Origin of the sequence: Stutzerimonas xanthomarina DSM 18231, from assembly GCF_900129835.1 — a bacterium.
Taxonomy (GTDB): domain Bacteria; phylum Pseudomonadota; class Gammaproteobacteria; order Pseudomonadales; family Pseudomonadaceae; genus Stutzerimonas; species Stutzerimonas xanthomarina.
The window spans coordinates 221,885-236,537 of sequence record NZ_FQXA01000005.1 but is presented as its reverse complement, the minus strand read 5'-3'; the positions used below and the strand labels follow the sequence as shown (position 1 = coordinate 236,537).

The following is a 14,653-nucleotide window of genomic DNA, read 5'->3' as shown; positions in this document are numbered from 1 at the left end:
GCGCAAATGGTGCGGCACCGTAGGGTGGATAACGCTTCACCCATCCACCACCAACGCCAACGGCGGATGAAAAACGCGTCATCCACCCTACGCTCGTCGTCAAAGCAGACATCAGAACTCCACCCCTTTCTGCGCCTTTACGCCTGACTTGAACGCATGTTTGACCAAGCTCATTTCAGTCACGGTATCGGCGGCCTCGATCAGGCCCGGCGGCGCGCCGCGGCCGGTGACCACCACATGCTGCAATAGCGGTCGCGACTCGATATCAGCGAGGATCGTGTCCAGTTCCAGATAGCCGTACTTAAGGGCAATGTTCAGCTCATCCAGCACGACAAGGCCAATGTCTGGATCAGCCAGTAGCTGTGCGGCGACGTTCCACGCCTCCTTTGCCTTGGCGATGTCACGCTGGCGGTCCTGGGTCTCCCAGGTGAACCCCTCGCCCATCACGTGATAGCGAACCTCATCGGGGAAGCGTCGGAAGAAACTCTCCTCGCCGGTACTCGCCGCGCCTTTGATGAACTGCACCACGCCGACCTTGATGCCGTGGCCGAGCGCACGCGCGACCATACCGAAGGCCGAACTGCTCTTGCCCTTGCCATTGCCGGTGTGCACAAGCAGGAGGCCGTACTCGTCCTGCGCTTCGGCAATCTTCTCGTCTACAACGGCCTTTTTACGCTGCATGCGCGCCTTGTGACGGGTATCGCGCTCACTGGACTCATTCATGAGCAGGCTCCTTGGCGTTGTGCGTTCCAGGCACGCAGGCCAACAAACATCACCGCTGCGGTGCCGACATATAACGCGAGATTGCCCAGATAACGGGGATAGTACGTGCCGATGCGCTCGGCCAGCTGCGCCAGGTTCGGATCCGGATAGCGCCCGGAAAAGAACAGGAAACCGCCGCCCGAAAACAGGTAGCACACGAAGGCGCTGAGTATTACCAGGCCCGCCAACAATGGCAGGCTGCTGAGGTGATCACGGTGCAACCGCGCATACATCCGTCCGCCGAGATACAGGGAGCCGTAGGCAGGCACCAGCATCCAGTACGCCGGTGATACGCAGTAGCTGCTCACGCCCTGCCATTCAATGGCCACAAAATCCAGCAGCGAGGCCTCAACGAACAAAGCCGGGAACACCCAACGCGGCGCCAGCAGCACACCCGCCAGAAAGAACACTGCCCAGGAGGCGCTTGGCAGGTTGAGCGAAGCGAAATGCTGGCCGCGGGTCATGGCCATCAGCGCGACCAGCGCCAGACCGACCGCCAGTTGGGCTTTTGGGGATAGTTTGATCATCGTGTTCTCCTTTGGGCGACACGCCAGCGGGCGCGATTAGAGGGCTTGGTAGCGGATCGTGAAATGGATCGCGCGGCCGGGCTGTTCATAGGTCTGGATGGTTTCGTAGTCGCGGTCGAACAGGTTGCTCAGCTTTGCCTGCAGCCGCCAGGCATCATCGAGACGGTATTCGCCCCGCAGATCGACCAGGGCATAGCCGGGCAAACGCTCAGCATCGGTATTGCTGGATCTGTCGAAACGTTCGCTTGCGGCATACAGCGTCGTGCCGATAGCGAAGCGGCCGATGGCGCGATCCAGATCGACATTCAGCGAACGTTTTGCACGACGTGGCAGCAGATGCCCGTGATTGGCCTTGCTGCGGTCCTGAGGATCGAGAACTGTCACCGAGGTGACAACATCCCAGCCCAGCAGATCAGTGCCGACAACGCCCTCGATCCCGCGGATGCGCGCCACGTCGACGTTCTGCGGCTGCATCGGGCTGCTACCGGCCCAGATGATCAGGTCCTCAATCCGATTTTCGAACGCGTTTAGGCTCCACTCACCCCATCGCTGCTCACCCCTCAAACCCAGCTCGTAGCTTTGCGACTCTTCAGGCTGCAGGTTGGGATTGCCGGCCGTGAAGCCGGTGTCCGGCGCGTATAGATCGTTGAAGGTGGGCGCCTTGAATGCCGTGCCGTAGGACGCGCTCAGCACCAGGTTTTCGCGCAGGTCATAGCTCCAGCCAAGGTTGCCGGTGTCATGGTTGCCGAACTGCTCGTTGTCATCACGACGCAGGCCAGCCAACAGGCCATGACGGCCGAAGCGGCCCTGATACTGCAGGTAGGCGCCCTTGTTATCTCGAGTGTCCACCGCATAGTCGTCGGTGACGTCGATGCGGTCTTGCTGGTAATCAAAACCCAGGGTGAGCAATTGGTCGTCGGCCACGCTGAAGTCGTTCTGCCAATTGAAAGAATCACGCTTGGTGTCAAAACGCGAATAGAAGCGACCGTCGCGGAAATTATCCGTGTTGTCTTCGCTGTGTCCGGCCTGCAGAGTCACCAGCCACGGATCGAACGGCGTAAATCGTGCTCGGCCGCCGATGACTTGTTGGCTGCCGTCACTATAGGCAAAGCGGCCAGTTGCACCTGAAGTGGACCGAGAGTCGTAGTCGCTGTGGGTGTCGACGTGCAACCAGCTGCCATCCAGCTGCAGTCCGTTATCGAAACGATAGCCGCCGCGCAAAGCGCCGGACAGCTCGCGATAGCCGTCGGCATCAGCTTCGTATGCGCGTGGCGCGGTAGGCCGATAGGCCCGCGAATTGATACCGTCGGTTGAGGCGCTTGCCACGCCGAGATTGAACCAGCCGGCACCCTGGTTACCAGAGAGGCCAGCAGTACCGTCGAAGCTGGAACGATTGCCGGCACCTGCCGAAAAATAGGGTTTGAACCCTTCGCTTTCACCGCGCCGCGTGAAGATCTGCATGACCCCGCCCACGGCTTCCGAGCCGTACAGGCTGGAACGCGGTCCACGGACCAGTTCGATACGTTCGATCTGCTCGACCGGAATGTTTTCCAGCGATGCGCCGCCTGACGTCGCCGAACCGATTTTCACCCCATCGACCAGCACCAGCAGATGCTGGCTGCTGGTACCGCGCACGTAGACGGACGAGGTCTTGCCGCGGCCACCATTGGAGGTGACGTTGACGCCCACCAAGCCGCGTAGCAGTTCAGGAACGCTCTGCACCTGGCTGCGCACAATCTGTTCGCGAGTGATGACGCTGGTGGAGGCAATACGACTGAGCACCTGCTCGGTGCGCGTGGCCGTTACCACCTGTTCGTTGAGATTCAGCGGCTGGATCGGCTGAGCATCGGACAGCGAAGCATAGCCAAGCAGCACGCACGCTGCCGAGGTGTTGAGGATCTTGCAGGTCAAGTTCAGGTCTCCGTCATGCCCGCCGCACGACAACAGTCGATAAGGGCAGACGGAGAATGCGAAAGGAGCGCAGGTGCAAGCAGCCGCACCCCGATCAGCGCCCGCCGCACTGCCGTGGAATGCGACAGGCCGGTCTCCGGGCTTGCGAGCGGATGCCTTGCATCCCGGAACCGCGGCGTTCCCATGCCTGTGGCACAGTGGCTGTGAGCGGTGTCCTGTCTCGCCTACCGTTGCGGGGGCAGCGCCGGAATCTTCATCGAATGAACCGGCTTCCCTGTTTCACCCACTGGCTTTTAGCCAGGGGGCACCTGAAGCAGCGCGGAGGGTAGTCCAAGGCCCTGCACAGCGCAACCGAAAGCGATCCGGACGCTACGCCGCGGCACGTTTAGATGCCGCTGTCAGCAATTTGCCGGAACACCCGGCGCCGATTGGCTTCGAATGCAACAATGCCGCCCGTCACGCACATCAGACGAGAACACAGCCACCCATGACCAGTATCGTGCAGATTTCCGACACCCACTTCGGCACCGAACAGGCCGCCGTCGTGCAAGCCATGGAAGACCACGTGCGCGAGCACGGTGCGGATCTGCTGATCTTTTCCGGCGACATCACACAGCGCGCCAAGGCCGGACAGTTCGCCGACGCCCAGGCCTTCGTCAAGCGCCTGCAGGGTCACGGCATCCCAGAAGCGCTGGTGATTCCGGGTAACCATGACATCCCGCTGTACAACGTCTTCGCTCGCTTTCTCATGCCCTACCGCAACTATCGTCGCCACTTCGGCGAAGAGCTGGAGCCGACTTTCGAAAACGACGAGATATTGGTGATCGGTCTCAACACCACCCACCCGCGGCGGCACAAGGATGGACTGGTGACGGACGAGCAAGTGCAGGCCGTCACGCAGCGGCTCAAGCAGAGCGATCCGAACAAGGTACGCATTGTCGTGGCACACCAGCCATTCGGCGCGATGGTGTTGAGCGATTTGAGCAACCTGCAGCACAACGCCGATGCTGCGTTGCACCGCTGGGCCGATGAGGGGTTGGACCTGGTGATGGGCGGGCACATCCACTTGCCCTATGTATTGCCCTTGTCCAAGCAATACACGGCGCTGTCGCGCGAGATCTGGATGGTTCAGGCCGGGACCACACTCTCGTCACGCGTGCGTGGCACTTCGCCGAACTCGTTCAACCGGATGAAGCTGCACCCAGGCGCTGACAAGAAAGTCTGCGTCGAACGCTGGGACCTGCTCGATGATCAATTCGTGCTCGGTTCGCACTTCAACCTGCACTGGTAAGCGCGGCAGCTCATCCAACGGCTATGAGCGGCCGCCCCAAGCGCGACTCAGCCCAGCGCGCCCGCCACCACCAGGCCGGTCAGATAGACGCCGGCAAAGCCAAGATTGAACGCAACGAACAGGTACAGGCTGTATTTGAGATAGCTTCCAAACGTCAGCCCCGGAACCTTGCTCATGGCGACGATGCCGGCCGCGGAACCGATGACCAGCAGCGAACCGCCGACGCCGACCGCGTAGGTCAGGACCATCCACTCGGCAATGCCCATTTCAAGCCCGGACTTCAGCAGCGCAGCGGTCAGCGGCACGTTGTCGATCGCGGCGGACAAGATGCCCATCAGGTAGTTGGCGACCACGGCGGGCACCTGATCGTAGATATGCACCAGTCCGTCAAGCACGTGAATTTCCTTGAGCATGCCGACCAGCAGCAGAATACCGAGGAAGAACAGCAGGGTCTCGAATTCGACTTGACGCACGTACTCCAGAATCGGATCGGTTTCGATGTCATCGCTGAAGAAGCGCGCCACCAGAAACATGATCGACAAGCCGGTCAGGAAGGTCAGCACGGGCGGTATCTGGAAGAAGAAGTTACCAGCGATGGTGCACAAAATGGTGCCAAGGAAGATCAACGCGATGGCAATATCGACCCGGCGGACATCGGTGCGATGGCTCTCCACCACCACCTGACCGCTCATGCCCAGCGAGAGCATCGCCGCCAGCAGCATGACCGCCAGGAACGCCGGAAGCGCCAACAGCAGCAGTTGCAGAATCTGTACTTTCCCGGCGAGGAAGATCATCAAGGTGGTTACGTCACCAGTGATCAGCGCCACGCCACCCGAGTTCACTGCAAATACCACCAGCGCCGCATATTTGATCGTCTTCTCGGCGCTGAGCTTGAGCGACATGATCAGCGTGATCGATACCAGCGTGGCGGTAATGTTGTCCGCCAACGAGGAAAACACGAAGCAGAACGTCGCGGTCAGGAACAGCAACTGCCGTTCGCTGATTTGTTTGGGCAGGACCAGATAGATCAGGTTTTCAATCAACCCTTTCTTGTTCAGATAGGCGACGAAGGTCATCGCGGCGACGAGGAATATCCACAGCCCGGCGATTTCGGCAATGTTCTCGTTGAGACTTTCCAGAACCAGATCGCGCTCGGCGCCTTCCGGGGAAAAAATGAACAGCAACATCCAAGCAAAGGTGCCAAAGAACAGCGTGACCTTGGCTTTGTTGATGTGAGTGATTTCTTCAAGAACGACACCGAGCAGAGCGGCCACGGCGAGGCCGATCAGCACGTACTGAAGTATTTCAGGCATGAGACACCTAACGCATAAGGGGGGACGGTTCGTGCGCGATTGCGCACCCGAGAAGTTGGGGCGCCGATCATAACCAAACGGCGACATTTCGACATCTAACAAATGTCAAACCGAAGACTATTTCGAATTATTCCGACGCAGCGACCTAGACGCTCTTTCGAAACTAATGGCGCGGCACGAACCCGGCCGGTTTGGTCGACAGCCAGTCGACGAAGGTGCGCAGACGTGGGTCGGCGAGCAGCGCGTCGCGGCTGTGGAAGCTGAGGGCCAGCTTCTTCTCGCTGAACAGGCGATGAATCTGGTTGTGACAGGGCCGGCAGACCCAGAGCGTTGCGGTAATACATTCCTCACGAGGAAAGCGCTTTCGGATGCCGGTTTTGCCGTGCAAGGCTTTTGGAATCAGGTGATGGCGGGTCAAAGGCGCCTGCCGCAGGCACAGCTCGCAGGCTTCAGGCTGGTCGGGCAAACGCAGGATTGACGCCATCTAACGACCTCTCAATCGCAGCGCTTAAAATCCGCGCCCGTTCGGCAGCGCTGGGAACAGAGAAAAGTGAATGCCGGCGCCTATCATGTTCGACACCCGCCAGTGTTATGGGTTTTGAGCGAGGCGGTCACTGTCCAGCACACGCTTGGCGCTGAGGTAGCTCTTCTGCCAATAGCTGTTGGAAAGGCTGTCCAGACGAACCGTTCCGCCGGTTGACGGCGCATGGACGAAACGCCCTTCGCCGACGTAGATGGCAGCGTGGCTGACACGGCGCCCACCGCTGGTGGCAAAGAACAACAGATCCCCAGCTTTCAACGCATCGCGGCTGATCGTGGCGCCGCGCATGGCGTTCATTGCGCGAGTCGTACGCGGCAAAGCGACACCGGCCGCGCCTCGGTAGACATAGGTGATCAGGCCACTGCAATCGAAACCACCCTGAGGGGTATTTCCGCCGTAACGATATGGCGTACCGACCAGCCCCAAAGCCGTGAACAGTACGTCTTCAGCTGCGCCGGGAAACTCCTGCGGCGCGGGCAAAGGCGTGACGGCTACCGGCTCGACCGGCGCTTGACTGGAACAAGCGGCAAGCAGCATCGCGGCCAGCAGAACAGCGGTAGAACGAGCCAGAAGAGGCATGGCAGAGCAGTCCAGGCGAATGAGCCATCACTCTGCCGGCATGTGGAACTGGAAGCAAGCCCGCTGCGAGCCTGTCTCAACACTCAGTGATGAGCGGGAACAGCGCTTGAATCCTGGGCGAGGGCCAGAACCCGCTTGGCTTGCATGAAGCTGGAACGCCAGTACTTGTCATCCAGGCTATCGACCCGAACGCCGCCGCTGCGACTGCTCGAGGAATGGATGAACTGGTCGCCACCGATGTAAATGCCGGCATGACTGACACGACCGCGGCCGCGATTGTTGAAAAACACCACATCTCCCGGTTCCAGGTCACTGCGTTTGATCTTTGGCGCATCCAGATTGATCATTTCGCGGGTCGAGCGTGGCAGCTCGATGCCGGCTTCCTTGCGGAACAGAAAACTGACAAAGCCACTGCAGTCGAATCCCGTCTTGGTGGAGCTGCCACCGTAGCGGTACGGGGTGCCAACCAGTGTAAAGCCGCGCTCGACGACGCTATCTGCCAGTGCTGGGAGTTCGTAGCTCTGGTCGTCCGCCAGCTCCTTGAGTTGTTGCTCGGTCGGCTCGTCAGTTGCTGCCACCGGAGCGTTGCCATCCAGTTCGGCTGAATCGGTGCGAAGGTCGAATTGAAAGCCCTGCAACGGGTGCTGGATTTCCGCTTGCTCTGGCTGCATGGCGCAAGCGGTCAGCAGCGAAACTAGAGCAAAAGGCAACAGGGGTGCGAGGCGTTTGCGCATGGCACAGTCAGGTCAGAAGCTGGAAGTGCCGAGACTATGCCTGCTCATGTCCCGATGGGCAAATTCAATCAGGGAAAATGTGACGGATTAGCTGCGGCAAAACGTCTGACGCGCGCTCGGCAATCTGAACATCTACCAGAAGCGACAGCTCGTCGATAGCGGGATCGATCCGTGCGGTAAAACCGCCCGCATGCCGCACTTTTAGTATCGGCTCGACGATGTAAGCAAAGCTCACCGATGTGCCTATTGCGATCACCGCGTCGAAGCCTTCCGCCAGTTCAGTCTGCAATCTGTGCAAGGCCGCCTCCGGCAGCATTTCCTCAAACAGCACCACCAGCGGGCGCAGCACGCCGCCACAGGCATCACAGCGCGGCGGTAGCGGTCGAGAGAGATATTCGATCCGATCCTCAGCCGAATAACCGCACTCCATGCAGAACAACGGCGAAAGGCTGCCATGAATTTCGATCAGTCGCTCGGGAAGACTTCCTGCAGTTCGATGAAAACCGTCGATATTCTGCGTCAAGACCCAACAACCCGGCTTATGTCGCTGCAGTTCAGCAATCGCCAGGTGCCCCCTGTTGGGCGCAGCTGCAACACAGGCACGGCTGATCTGCGCGAGGTACTTCCAGCACAGCGCCGGCTCATGGCGCAACATCGGCCCCGACAACGCAGTCTCGATTGCCACTCCATCTTCCGTATGGCTGTTATATAAACCGCCGATACCTCGGTAGGTTGGCAGCCCCGAGTCCACCGAAAGTCCGGCGCCGGTAATGATCAGGATACGGTTGGCGCGGATCAGTGCATCGGCAACTCGCGTCAGCGGCTCATTCATATGCCCTCCTTCGCTACCTCAGCGCCACGATTCGCATGGCTACATGGGAATAGGCCGGCATTGATGCAACCGAGTTCAGTGGTTGACCGTAAAAGCGAGCATCACGGATAGCTGGCACATGGGCCGGCCACTCTGGTCGTGCCACTCATTGAATAACGACTGAACAGCAGCCTGATCGCGCTGGCTGCTTGGAATTTTGTCCACCACTTTTTGCGCCTTGAGCGCAGCCACAACGTCATTACTGGGAATAAAGGTGTCCTTTCCCGCCATGCGCAGCAGACGTGGCGCCGAGAGGCCGCCCAGTTGACTACCGTGCTTGGCCAGATAACGCCACAGGCCGACGATATCGGTTACCGGCCAGTCAGCGATCAGGTTGCCGAAACTCCCCTTTTCCTTCGCCACGTCGAGTACGAACTGCGCGTTGCGCGGTACGCTCTTGAGCTTGCCCAGGTGGCGGATGATGCGGGTGTCCTGCATCAGCCGCTCGATGTGTTCGCCGCCCATCAGCACCAGCTTTTCCGGATCGAAGCGAAAGAATACTTCTTCGAACGCGGGCCACTTGGCATCCACCAGACTGTGCTTGAGGCCCGCACGAAAGATCCTCAGGCTGATCAGCGAGAGGTAACGGTCATCCGTAAGGGCGCGAAGCTCGTCGGGACTATTAGGCTGGGGTAAGCGGGCCTCCAATGCAGCGGCTGAGCCGAAACGATTAAGGCAATATTCGTGCAGCCATTTGTAGTCGCGCATGCAGGTCCTGACCATCGATTTAACAAGCCACACAGGTTGCCTTTAGCAGCCCGGGGTCGCAAGCCCGGCCGTCTCGGCCGGGCCAATACAGTTCATCCGCGCAGCCGATCTGCGCCATGAAGCAGGAGCTGTTCGGTTGCACTCCAGCCAAGGCAACCATCGGTAATGGACACGCCATAACGCAGGTCTTCGCTCAGCGGCTGGCAACCCTCGAACAAGTGGCTTTCCAGCATGACGCCGCGCAATGCCCCGTCGCCAGCCAGGCGTTGGTCAATCACGTTTTGCAGCACGGCAGGCTGGCGCAGCGGATTCTTCCCGCTGTTGGCATGACTGCAATCGACCATGATCCGTGCGGCGATGCCCTGGCGCTGCAGCGCATCCCGCGCCTGGGCGACGCTGTTCTCGTCATAGTTCGGCCCGGCGTGCCCGCCGCGCAACACTAGATGGGTGTCCGGGTTGCCTCTGGTGCTCAACAGCGCGGGATGACCCAGCTCGTCGATGCCGAAGTGCTGATGCGGGTGAGCAGCTGCGCGCATCGCATCACAGGCAATCCCGAGGCTGCCATCGGTACCATTCTTGAAGCCCACCGGCAGGTCGAGCCCGCTGACCATTTCACGATGAATTTGCGATTCGCTGGTCCGCGCACCGATCGCCGCCCAACCAAGCAGGTCATCGAAATAGCCCGCCGCCAAGGGCTGCAGCAGTTCGGAGGCAATGGGCAGTCCACACGCCAGGATATCCAGCATCAACCGGCGCGATAGGTGCAGCCCTTCGGCCATGTCAGCGCTGCCATCGAGACGCGGATCGTAAACCAGCCCCTTCCAGCCGACGGTCGTACGCGGCTTCTCGACGTAGGTGCGCATCACCAGCAGCAGTTGATCGCTGACCTGCGGGGCCAGTTCAGCCAGGCGCGCGGCGTATTCCAGTGCGGATACCGGATCGTGCAATGAGCAAGGGCCGACTACCACCAGCAGGCGCGGGTCATCACCGTTAAGCACGGCGCGAATGGCCTTTCGATCGTCTCTGACGCGCTCGTCAAGCGCTGCACTGAGGGGCAGCCGTTGGCGCAATAAAGCGGGACTCGGTAACGGATGAGCGCTGCGTCGGGCTGGGGCGGCGGGGTTGCAGGTGATGGCAAGGGCGTTGAGCTGTGCATTCATGACTGGCGTCCTTTGGCCGTCGCGGCATCTAAGCCGCGTCGGCGCTAGCGAAGTGTTCGGTCTAGGTGTGAAGGTGCGGCGGCATTGAAGCGGCTAAATCGCCAGTCATTGCGGTAGGTGCGGTAAGCGCGAGTGTCGTAATACATGGTGCTGTCCTCGGTATGGGCCTTATAGGCCAGAAAAACAAAACCCCCGGTCGGGTGGCCGACCGGGGGTTCGAAAACTGTCTGGTGGCGACCCTGGTTGCTAGGGCGCCTGTGGGGTATCAGGCGCGCCGATGGCTAAACCAATACCCAAAATAGTAACCGTCAGCCGCAATCGTCTGCCCACGCAGCAACGCCGTACGCATGGCGCCGGTGTTTGCAAGGATCGAGGGAATCAGGTTGAGCTGCATGCTGTTCTCCAAAGGATGCCCAAACCATACTCCAGCGCGCCGACTCGTTTCAACCGGCAGAGCAGCAGAATCACCCACTGCTCTGTTGGACGGGCTTGAACTCACCCAGCTGCAATGGTGTCGCTGGGACTCCGTGTTGGAAGGCCAGCTTTGACACCGCTCGGACGGTCACCGCAAATCACACCGTCCCGAAAAACAAAACCCCGCATTAAGCGGGGTTCGGTCTCAAGTCATCCGGCGCCAGGCCGGACTTGTCTGCGCAGGGCTGAAATCAGGCCTTGATGCGGGACTTGTACTCGCCAGTGCGAGTGTCGATTTCAATCGAGTCACCAATTTCGCAAAAAGCGGAAACCTGCAACTCGGCGCCGTTCTTCAGGCGTGCAGTCTTCATGACTTTGCCGGAAGTATCGCCACGAACGGACGGCTCGGTGTAGACGATTTCACGAACGATGGAGTTCGGCAGTTCAACCGAGATCACCTTGTCGTTGTAGAAAGTGGCTTCGCAGACGTCAGTCATGCCGTCTTCGATGAAGGTCATCACGCCTTCGAGGTCGTCTTTTTCGATTTCGTACTGGTTAAATTCTTCGTCCATGAAGACGTAAAGCGGGTCAGCGAAGTAGGAATAGGTCACTTCCTTGCGCTCGAGAATGACCGGCTCCAGCTTGTCATCAGCCTTGTAAACGGTCTCGGTCGCCGAACCATTGAGCAGGTTCTTCAGCTTCATCTTGACCACGGCACTGTTACGACCGGACTTGTTGAACTCGGCTTTCTGGATGATCCAGGGTGCGCCGTTGATAACGGCCACTTGGCCGGCACGGAACTCTTGTGCGGTTTTCATACGAATATCCGAATGGAATTAGAGACATAAAACAGGCCGCGTATCATAGGGTCTGTTCCGGTCCTGTCGCAAGCCGCGCTGCTGCTACGCATGACGCCATCGCCGCGTCATATTGGCAGCCACGGCGAACGCTTGGTCCGGAGCAACCCGGTGTCAAGCCGGAGCGGGCCCGAACCAGTCAGCGTAGAAAAGCACCAGCTTGCCAGCCAGATCACCGTTAGCGACCTGCTTGTGTGTCCAACGGTCAGCATGCGCCTGCAGCTCTGCTTCGTGCTCCAGCATCGCGGTCCAGGCAATGCCGCTGCCTATGCCATCGTTCCAGGCTCTCCAGAACTCACGTAGCGCTGCCTCAGCTGGCGTGGAAAGGTCGCGGACGTACAGATCCAGATAAGCGTTGAGCTTGTCCCAGTGCGCATCTTCATCCTGAGGATAGATATGCCAGACCAATGGTCGACCTGCCCACTGCGCCCGGATAAAGGATTCCTCGCCACGCACGGCATTGAAATCACAGCACCAGAGCAGCATGTCGTACTGGTTCTGGGTCATGAACGGCAGCACCGCAATCTGCAGCGCACCACGGGCATGACGATCACCGGCTTGCAGCTGTTCGAGCCCCAGCCAGGCCGCCACGTCGCCCAACACCCGCCCCTCGGGCACAAGCAGCTGCGATGGACGTGCATCAGCAGCCAGCGCATCGAGCCATCCGGCGACGGCGCGATTCTCATAGGCGAACAGTGAGAGCAAGCGAGCATCGGGCGGCGCAGTCAGGTCAAGGCTCTGCAGAAAGGCTTCGCGCAGCACCGGGTCGGCCTGAAACGCCTCCCGGCGTGCCAGCAGGTCGCCTTCGCGGATCAGCCCACCGGTGCCCTGCTCGAATCCCGGAAAGAAGAAATATTTCTGCAGGCCATCGGGCTGCATGGAAGGCAGCGCATGGCAGCCCACCACCCAGTCTTCCGCACTCAGGTATTCGAGGTTGAGCCAGAGAATGTGGCGCCCGCTGCAAGCCATCGCCTTTATATAGGCGTCGGGAAGCTGGCAGGCAAAAGCCTCGATCACCACGTCGGCCGGCTCCGCGCCAGGCCAATCAGGTGTCCAATGACGCACCTCGACACCTTCATGCCATTGCTGATCGGCGACAGTACTGCTACCCGGGCAAAGCCGCGCGAAGGTATCGAGATCATCGACCCAAAGCCGCACACGCTGGCCGTGCTCGGCCACCAGCTGCCGCGCAAGACGCCAGGTCACGCCGATGTCCCCGTAGTTGTCGACGACGACGCAAAAGATGTCCCAGCTTGTTTTGACTGCCAAACGAAACCCCGCTAATTAACCATTCAAGCTATTTGCGCCCGCAGGATGCCTGCAAAAGAATGTCGGATACAGGCTACCAACCGCCTTACAGCGGCGCACGCGTCCGATAATGGCTAGCGCTCTCGACTGCCTTCGTGTGGGCTAGCTTGCATGCCTTTGAGCAGCGCAGTCGAAGGCTGCTGTTCGCCATCCCGATAAACGGGCGCGACAACTCGCTCGGACTCGCAGGGAGCCGATGCATGGCAATAAAAAGAGGGAAGATACGATCGTTATGGAGGTGAACCCTACCAGCCACACCCCGGCACACAATGTCACCGCTGCGGCTGCTCCCTTCCGGGCCTGACCGGGTTCACGGCTGATCGTTGCGGGGGGACCGGCAGGGCCCACCATAACAAACCCGCCTGGCGGCGAGCGGCGCCATTGTACCGGCTTATCAGCAACTTACAACCACTGCCAGCGAACGAGAAAAACACCGATCGAACGCTCAGTCTCATGGGCGAGCGTGACCGCCGGTCAGCAGCCGCGGAAACAGCTCGGCTGTTTTATCGCATTGCATCAAAACCCTCTAGCCAAAGACGATCGTCTGTTCGAGGATGGGGAGGCTAAGCGCTATCGAACACTTGTCATGAAATCATGCCGCGCCCAATCGTTTGTGCGGCTCATGACGCAGCACACGAGGTAATCATGAGCAAGGCTCCAATCGCCATCATCGGTACCGGAATCGCGGGCCTTTCCGCAGCCCGTACACTTCACGATGCCGGGCAGCCCGTACACCTGTTCGACAAAAGCCGCGGCAGTGGTGGCCGCATGGCCAGTAAACGCAGCGATGCGGGTTCGCTCGATCTGGGCGCGCAGTATTTTACCGCGCGGGATCGCCGCTTTACCGACGCCCTGCACCAGTGGAGCGCCGAGGGTTGGGTCGATCAGTGGGCGCCGAACCTGTACCAGGCTCGCGAAGGACAGCTGACGCCCTCTGCCGACGAGCAAGTGCGCTGGGTCGGCACCCCGACCATGAGCGCAATCACCCGCGGTCTGCTGGGCGAGCTGCCGGTCACTTTCAATTGCCGCATCACCGAGGTGTTTCGCGGTGAACAGTTCTGGACCCTGGTCGATGCATCGGGTGCCAGCCATGGTCCGTTTAGCCAGGTGGTGGTTGCGGTTCCGGCACCTCAGGCTGCTGCACTGCTACCCAGCGCCCCCAAACTCGCGGCCGTTGCAGCGAGCGTGGCAATGGAACCGACATGGGCGGTTTCGCTAGGCTTTGCCACACCGCTGAGCACCCAGGTGGAAGGCTGTTTCGTTCAGGACGATGCACTGGACTGGATCGCTCGCAACCGAAGCAAACCGGGGCGAGACGGGGAATTCGACACCTGGGTGCTGCACGGCACCAGCAACTGGAGCCGCCAGCATCTTGATTTATCAAAGGAAGCAGTGATCGAGCGCCTGCACGGGGCTTTCGCGGAGCTGATTGATTGTGTAGTGCCGGCTCCGGAGTTCACGCTGGCGCATCGCTGGTTGTATGCACGACCGGCCCAGGCCCATGAATGGACAGCGCTCGCCGACGCCGGACTGGGCCTGTATGCCTGCGGTGACTGGTGCTTATCTGGCCGCGTTGAAGGCGCCTGGCTCAGCGGCCAGGAAGCCGCCCGCCGGCTGCTGGAAAACCTCTAGGAAAAGTTACGGCCCTCTTCTGGCAGTGCCGGCGCGACTGCAGAA

General features: G+C 60.1%; 15 protein-coding genes, 1 other RNA gene and 1 riboswitch. Of the genes, 2 read left to right on the top strand and 14 right to left on the bottom strand.

Annotated features, from left to right (window positions below; translation table 11 throughout):
• Positions 1–111: 111 nt before the first annotated feature.
• The 3 genes from cobO to btuB are packed head-to-tail and all read right to left on the bottom strand — an operon-like array spanning position 112 to position 3,200.
• Positions 112–723 carry a cob(I)yrinic acid a,c-diamide adenosyltransferase gene (gene cobO / locus BUE09_RS14625; protein WP_073301754.1) on the bottom strand — a complete coding sequence of 204 codons (612 nt, stop codon included), beginning with the start codon at positions 721–723 and terminating at the stop codon, positions 112–114.
• Positions 720–1,289 carry a hypothetical protein gene (locus BUE09_RS14620; protein ID WP_073301752.1) on the bottom strand — a complete coding sequence of 190 codons (570 nt, stop codon included), beginning with the start codon at positions 1,287–1,289 and terminating at the stop codon, positions 720–722. The genes cobO and BUE09_RS14620 overlap by 4 nt, the downstream gene beginning before the upstream one ends.
• A 36-nt stretch (positions 1,290–1,325) precedes the next feature.
• Positions 1,326–3,200, bottom strand: coding sequence for a TonB-dependent vitamin B12 receptor (gene btuB / locus BUE09_RS14615; RefSeq protein WP_143164667.1), 1,875 nt, complete (start codon positions 3,198–3,200; stop codon positions 1,326–1,328).
• A gap of 110 nt (positions 3,201–3,310) precedes the next feature.
• Positions 3,311–3,527: riboswitch (cobalamin riboswitch) on the bottom strand.
• A gap of 160 nt (positions 3,528–3,687) precedes the next feature.
• Between btuB and BUE09_RS14610 the strand changes: the two genes are divergently transcribed.
• The gene (locus BUE09_RS14610) at positions 3,688–4,491 is read left to right on the top strand and encodes a metallophosphoesterase family protein (protein WP_073301750.1); all 804 of its coding nucleotides are present in this window, start codon (positions 3,688–3,690) and stop codon (positions 4,489–4,491) included.
• Between the two features lie 47 nt (positions 4,492–4,538).
• Here BUE09_RS14610 and nhaD read toward each other — a convergent pair whose 3' ends face one another.
• The 11 genes from nhaD to ffs form a co-directional block, all read right to left on the bottom strand.
• A complete protein-coding gene (gene nhaD / locus BUE09_RS14605; RefSeq protein ID WP_073301748.1) occupies positions 4,539–5,804 on the bottom strand; it encodes a sodium:proton antiporter NhaD in 1,266 nt (421 codons plus the stop codon).
• Between the two features lie 163 nt (positions 5,805–5,967).
• Positions 5,968–6,288, bottom strand: coding sequence for a hypothetical protein (locus BUE09_RS14600; protein ID WP_073301746.1), 321 nt, complete (start codon positions 6,286–6,288; stop codon positions 5,968–5,970).
• Between the two features lie 105 nt (positions 6,289–6,393).
• Positions 6,394–6,924, bottom strand: a complete 531-nt coding sequence (locus BUE09_RS14595; protein ID WP_073301743.1) for a C40 family peptidase — start codon at positions 6,922–6,924, stop codon at positions 6,394–6,396.
• Between the two features lie 83 nt (positions 6,925–7,007).
• Positions 7,008–7,658, bottom strand: a complete 651-nt coding sequence (locus BUE09_RS14590; protein WP_073301742.1) for a C40 family peptidase — start codon at positions 7,656–7,658, stop codon at positions 7,008–7,010.
• A 64-nt stretch (positions 7,659–7,722) separates the two neighbouring features.
• Positions 7,723–8,490, bottom strand: a complete 768-nt coding sequence (locus BUE09_RS14585; protein ID WP_073301740.1) for an NAD-dependent protein deacylase — start codon at positions 8,488–8,490, stop codon at positions 7,723–7,725.
• Positions 8,491–8,565: 75 nt separating this feature from the next.
• Positions 8,566–9,237 carry a DNA-3-methyladenine glycosylase I gene (locus tag BUE09_RS14580; RefSeq protein ID WP_073301738.1) on the bottom strand — a complete coding sequence of 224 codons (672 nt, stop codon included), beginning with the start codon at positions 9,235–9,237 and terminating at the stop codon, positions 8,566–8,568.
• A gap of 92 nt (positions 9,238–9,329) precedes the next feature.
• On the bottom strand, positions 9,330–10,397 hold the full coding sequence (locus tag BUE09_RS14575) for a 3-deoxy-7-phosphoheptulonate synthase (protein ID WP_073301736.1): 1,068 nt from the start codon (positions 10,395–10,397) through the stop codon (positions 9,330–9,332).
• 265 nt (positions 10,398–10,662) lie between these two features.
• Positions 10,663–10,791 (bottom strand): hypothetical protein, encoded by a 129-nt coding sequence (locus tag BUE09_RS20780; protein ID WP_254980614.1) that lies wholly within the window; start codon positions 10,789–10,791, stop codon positions 10,663–10,665.
• Positions 10,792–11,062: 271 nt separating this feature from the next.
• Positions 11,063–11,629, bottom strand: coding sequence for an elongation factor P (efp, locus tag BUE09_RS14570; RefSeq protein ID WP_073301734.1), 567 nt, complete (start codon positions 11,627–11,629; stop codon positions 11,063–11,065).
• Between the two features lie 153 nt (positions 11,630–11,782).
• On the bottom strand, positions 11,783–12,937 hold the full coding sequence (gene earP, locus BUE09_RS14565) for an elongation factor P maturation arginine rhamnosyltransferase EarP (protein WP_073301731.1): 1,155 nt from the start codon (positions 12,935–12,937) through the stop codon (positions 11,783–11,785).
• Between the two features lie 282 nt (positions 12,938–13,219).
• Positions 13,220–13,316: signal recognition particle sRNA small type (gene ffs, locus BUE09_RS14560), an RNA gene on the bottom strand.
• A gap of 305 nt (positions 13,317–13,621) precedes the next feature.
• Between ffs and BUE09_RS14555 the strand changes: the two genes are divergently transcribed.
• The gene (locus BUE09_RS14555) at positions 13,622–14,608 is read left to right on the top strand and encodes an NAD(P)/FAD-dependent oxidoreductase (RefSeq protein WP_073301729.1); all 987 of its coding nucleotides are present in this window, start codon (positions 13,622–13,624) and stop codon (positions 14,606–14,608) included.
• Positions 14,609–14,653 lie beyond the last annotated feature (45 nt).

What these genes read in the sequence shown, in the direction of transcription:
- cobO (WP_073301754.1), bottom strand. Translation starts at nt 723, where the DNA reads ATGAATGAGTCCAGTGAGCGCGATACCCGTCACAAGGCGCGCATGCAG.
- BUE09_RS14620 (WP_073301752.1), bottom strand. Translation starts at nt 1,289, where the DNA reads ATGATCAAACTATCCCCAAAAGCCCAACTGGCGGTCGGTCTGGCGCTG.
- BUE09_RS14610 (WP_073301750.1), top strand. Translation starts at nt 3,688, where the DNA reads ATGACCAGTATCGTGCAGATTTCCGACACCCACTTCGGCACCGAACAG.
- nhaD (WP_073301748.1), bottom strand. Translation starts at nt 5,804, where the DNA reads ATGCCTGAAATACTTCAGTACGTGCTGATCGGCCTCGCCGTGGCCGCT.
- BUE09_RS14600 (WP_073301746.1), bottom strand. Translation starts at nt 6,288, where the DNA reads ATGGCGTCAATCCTGCGTTTGCCCGACCAGCCTGAAGCCTGCGAGCTG.
- BUE09_RS14595 (WP_073301743.1), bottom strand. Translation starts at nt 6,924, where the DNA reads ATGCCTCTTCTGGCTCGTTCTACCGCTGTTCTGCTGGCCGCGATGCTG.
- BUE09_RS14590 (WP_073301742.1), bottom strand. Translation starts at nt 7,658, where the DNA reads ATGCGCAAACGCCTCGCACCCCTGTTGCCTTTTGCTCTAGTTTCGCTG.
- BUE09_RS14585 (WP_073301740.1), bottom strand. Translation starts at nt 8,490, where the DNA reads ATGAATGAGCCGCTGACGCGAGTTGCCGATGCACTGATCCGCGCCAAC.
- BUE09_RS14580 (WP_073301738.1), bottom strand. Translation starts at nt 9,237, where the DNA reads ATGCGCGACTACAAATGGCTGCACGAATATTGCCTTAATCGTTTCGGC.
- BUE09_RS14575 (WP_073301736.1), bottom strand. Translation starts at nt 10,397, where the DNA reads ATGAATGCACAGCTCAACGCCCTTGCCATCACCTGCAACCCCGCCGCC.
- BUE09_RS20780 (WP_254980614.1), bottom strand. Translation starts at nt 10,791, where the DNA reads ATGCAGCTCAACCTGATTCCCTCGATCCTTGCAAACACCGGCGCCATG.
- efp (WP_073301734.1), bottom strand. Translation starts at nt 11,629, where the DNA reads ATGAAAACCGCACAAGAGTTCCGTGCCGGCCAAGTGGCCGTTATCAAC.
- BUE09_RS14555 (WP_073301729.1), top strand. Translation starts at nt 13,622, where the DNA reads ATGAGCAAGGCTCCAATCGCCATCATCGGTACCGGAATCGCGGGCCTT.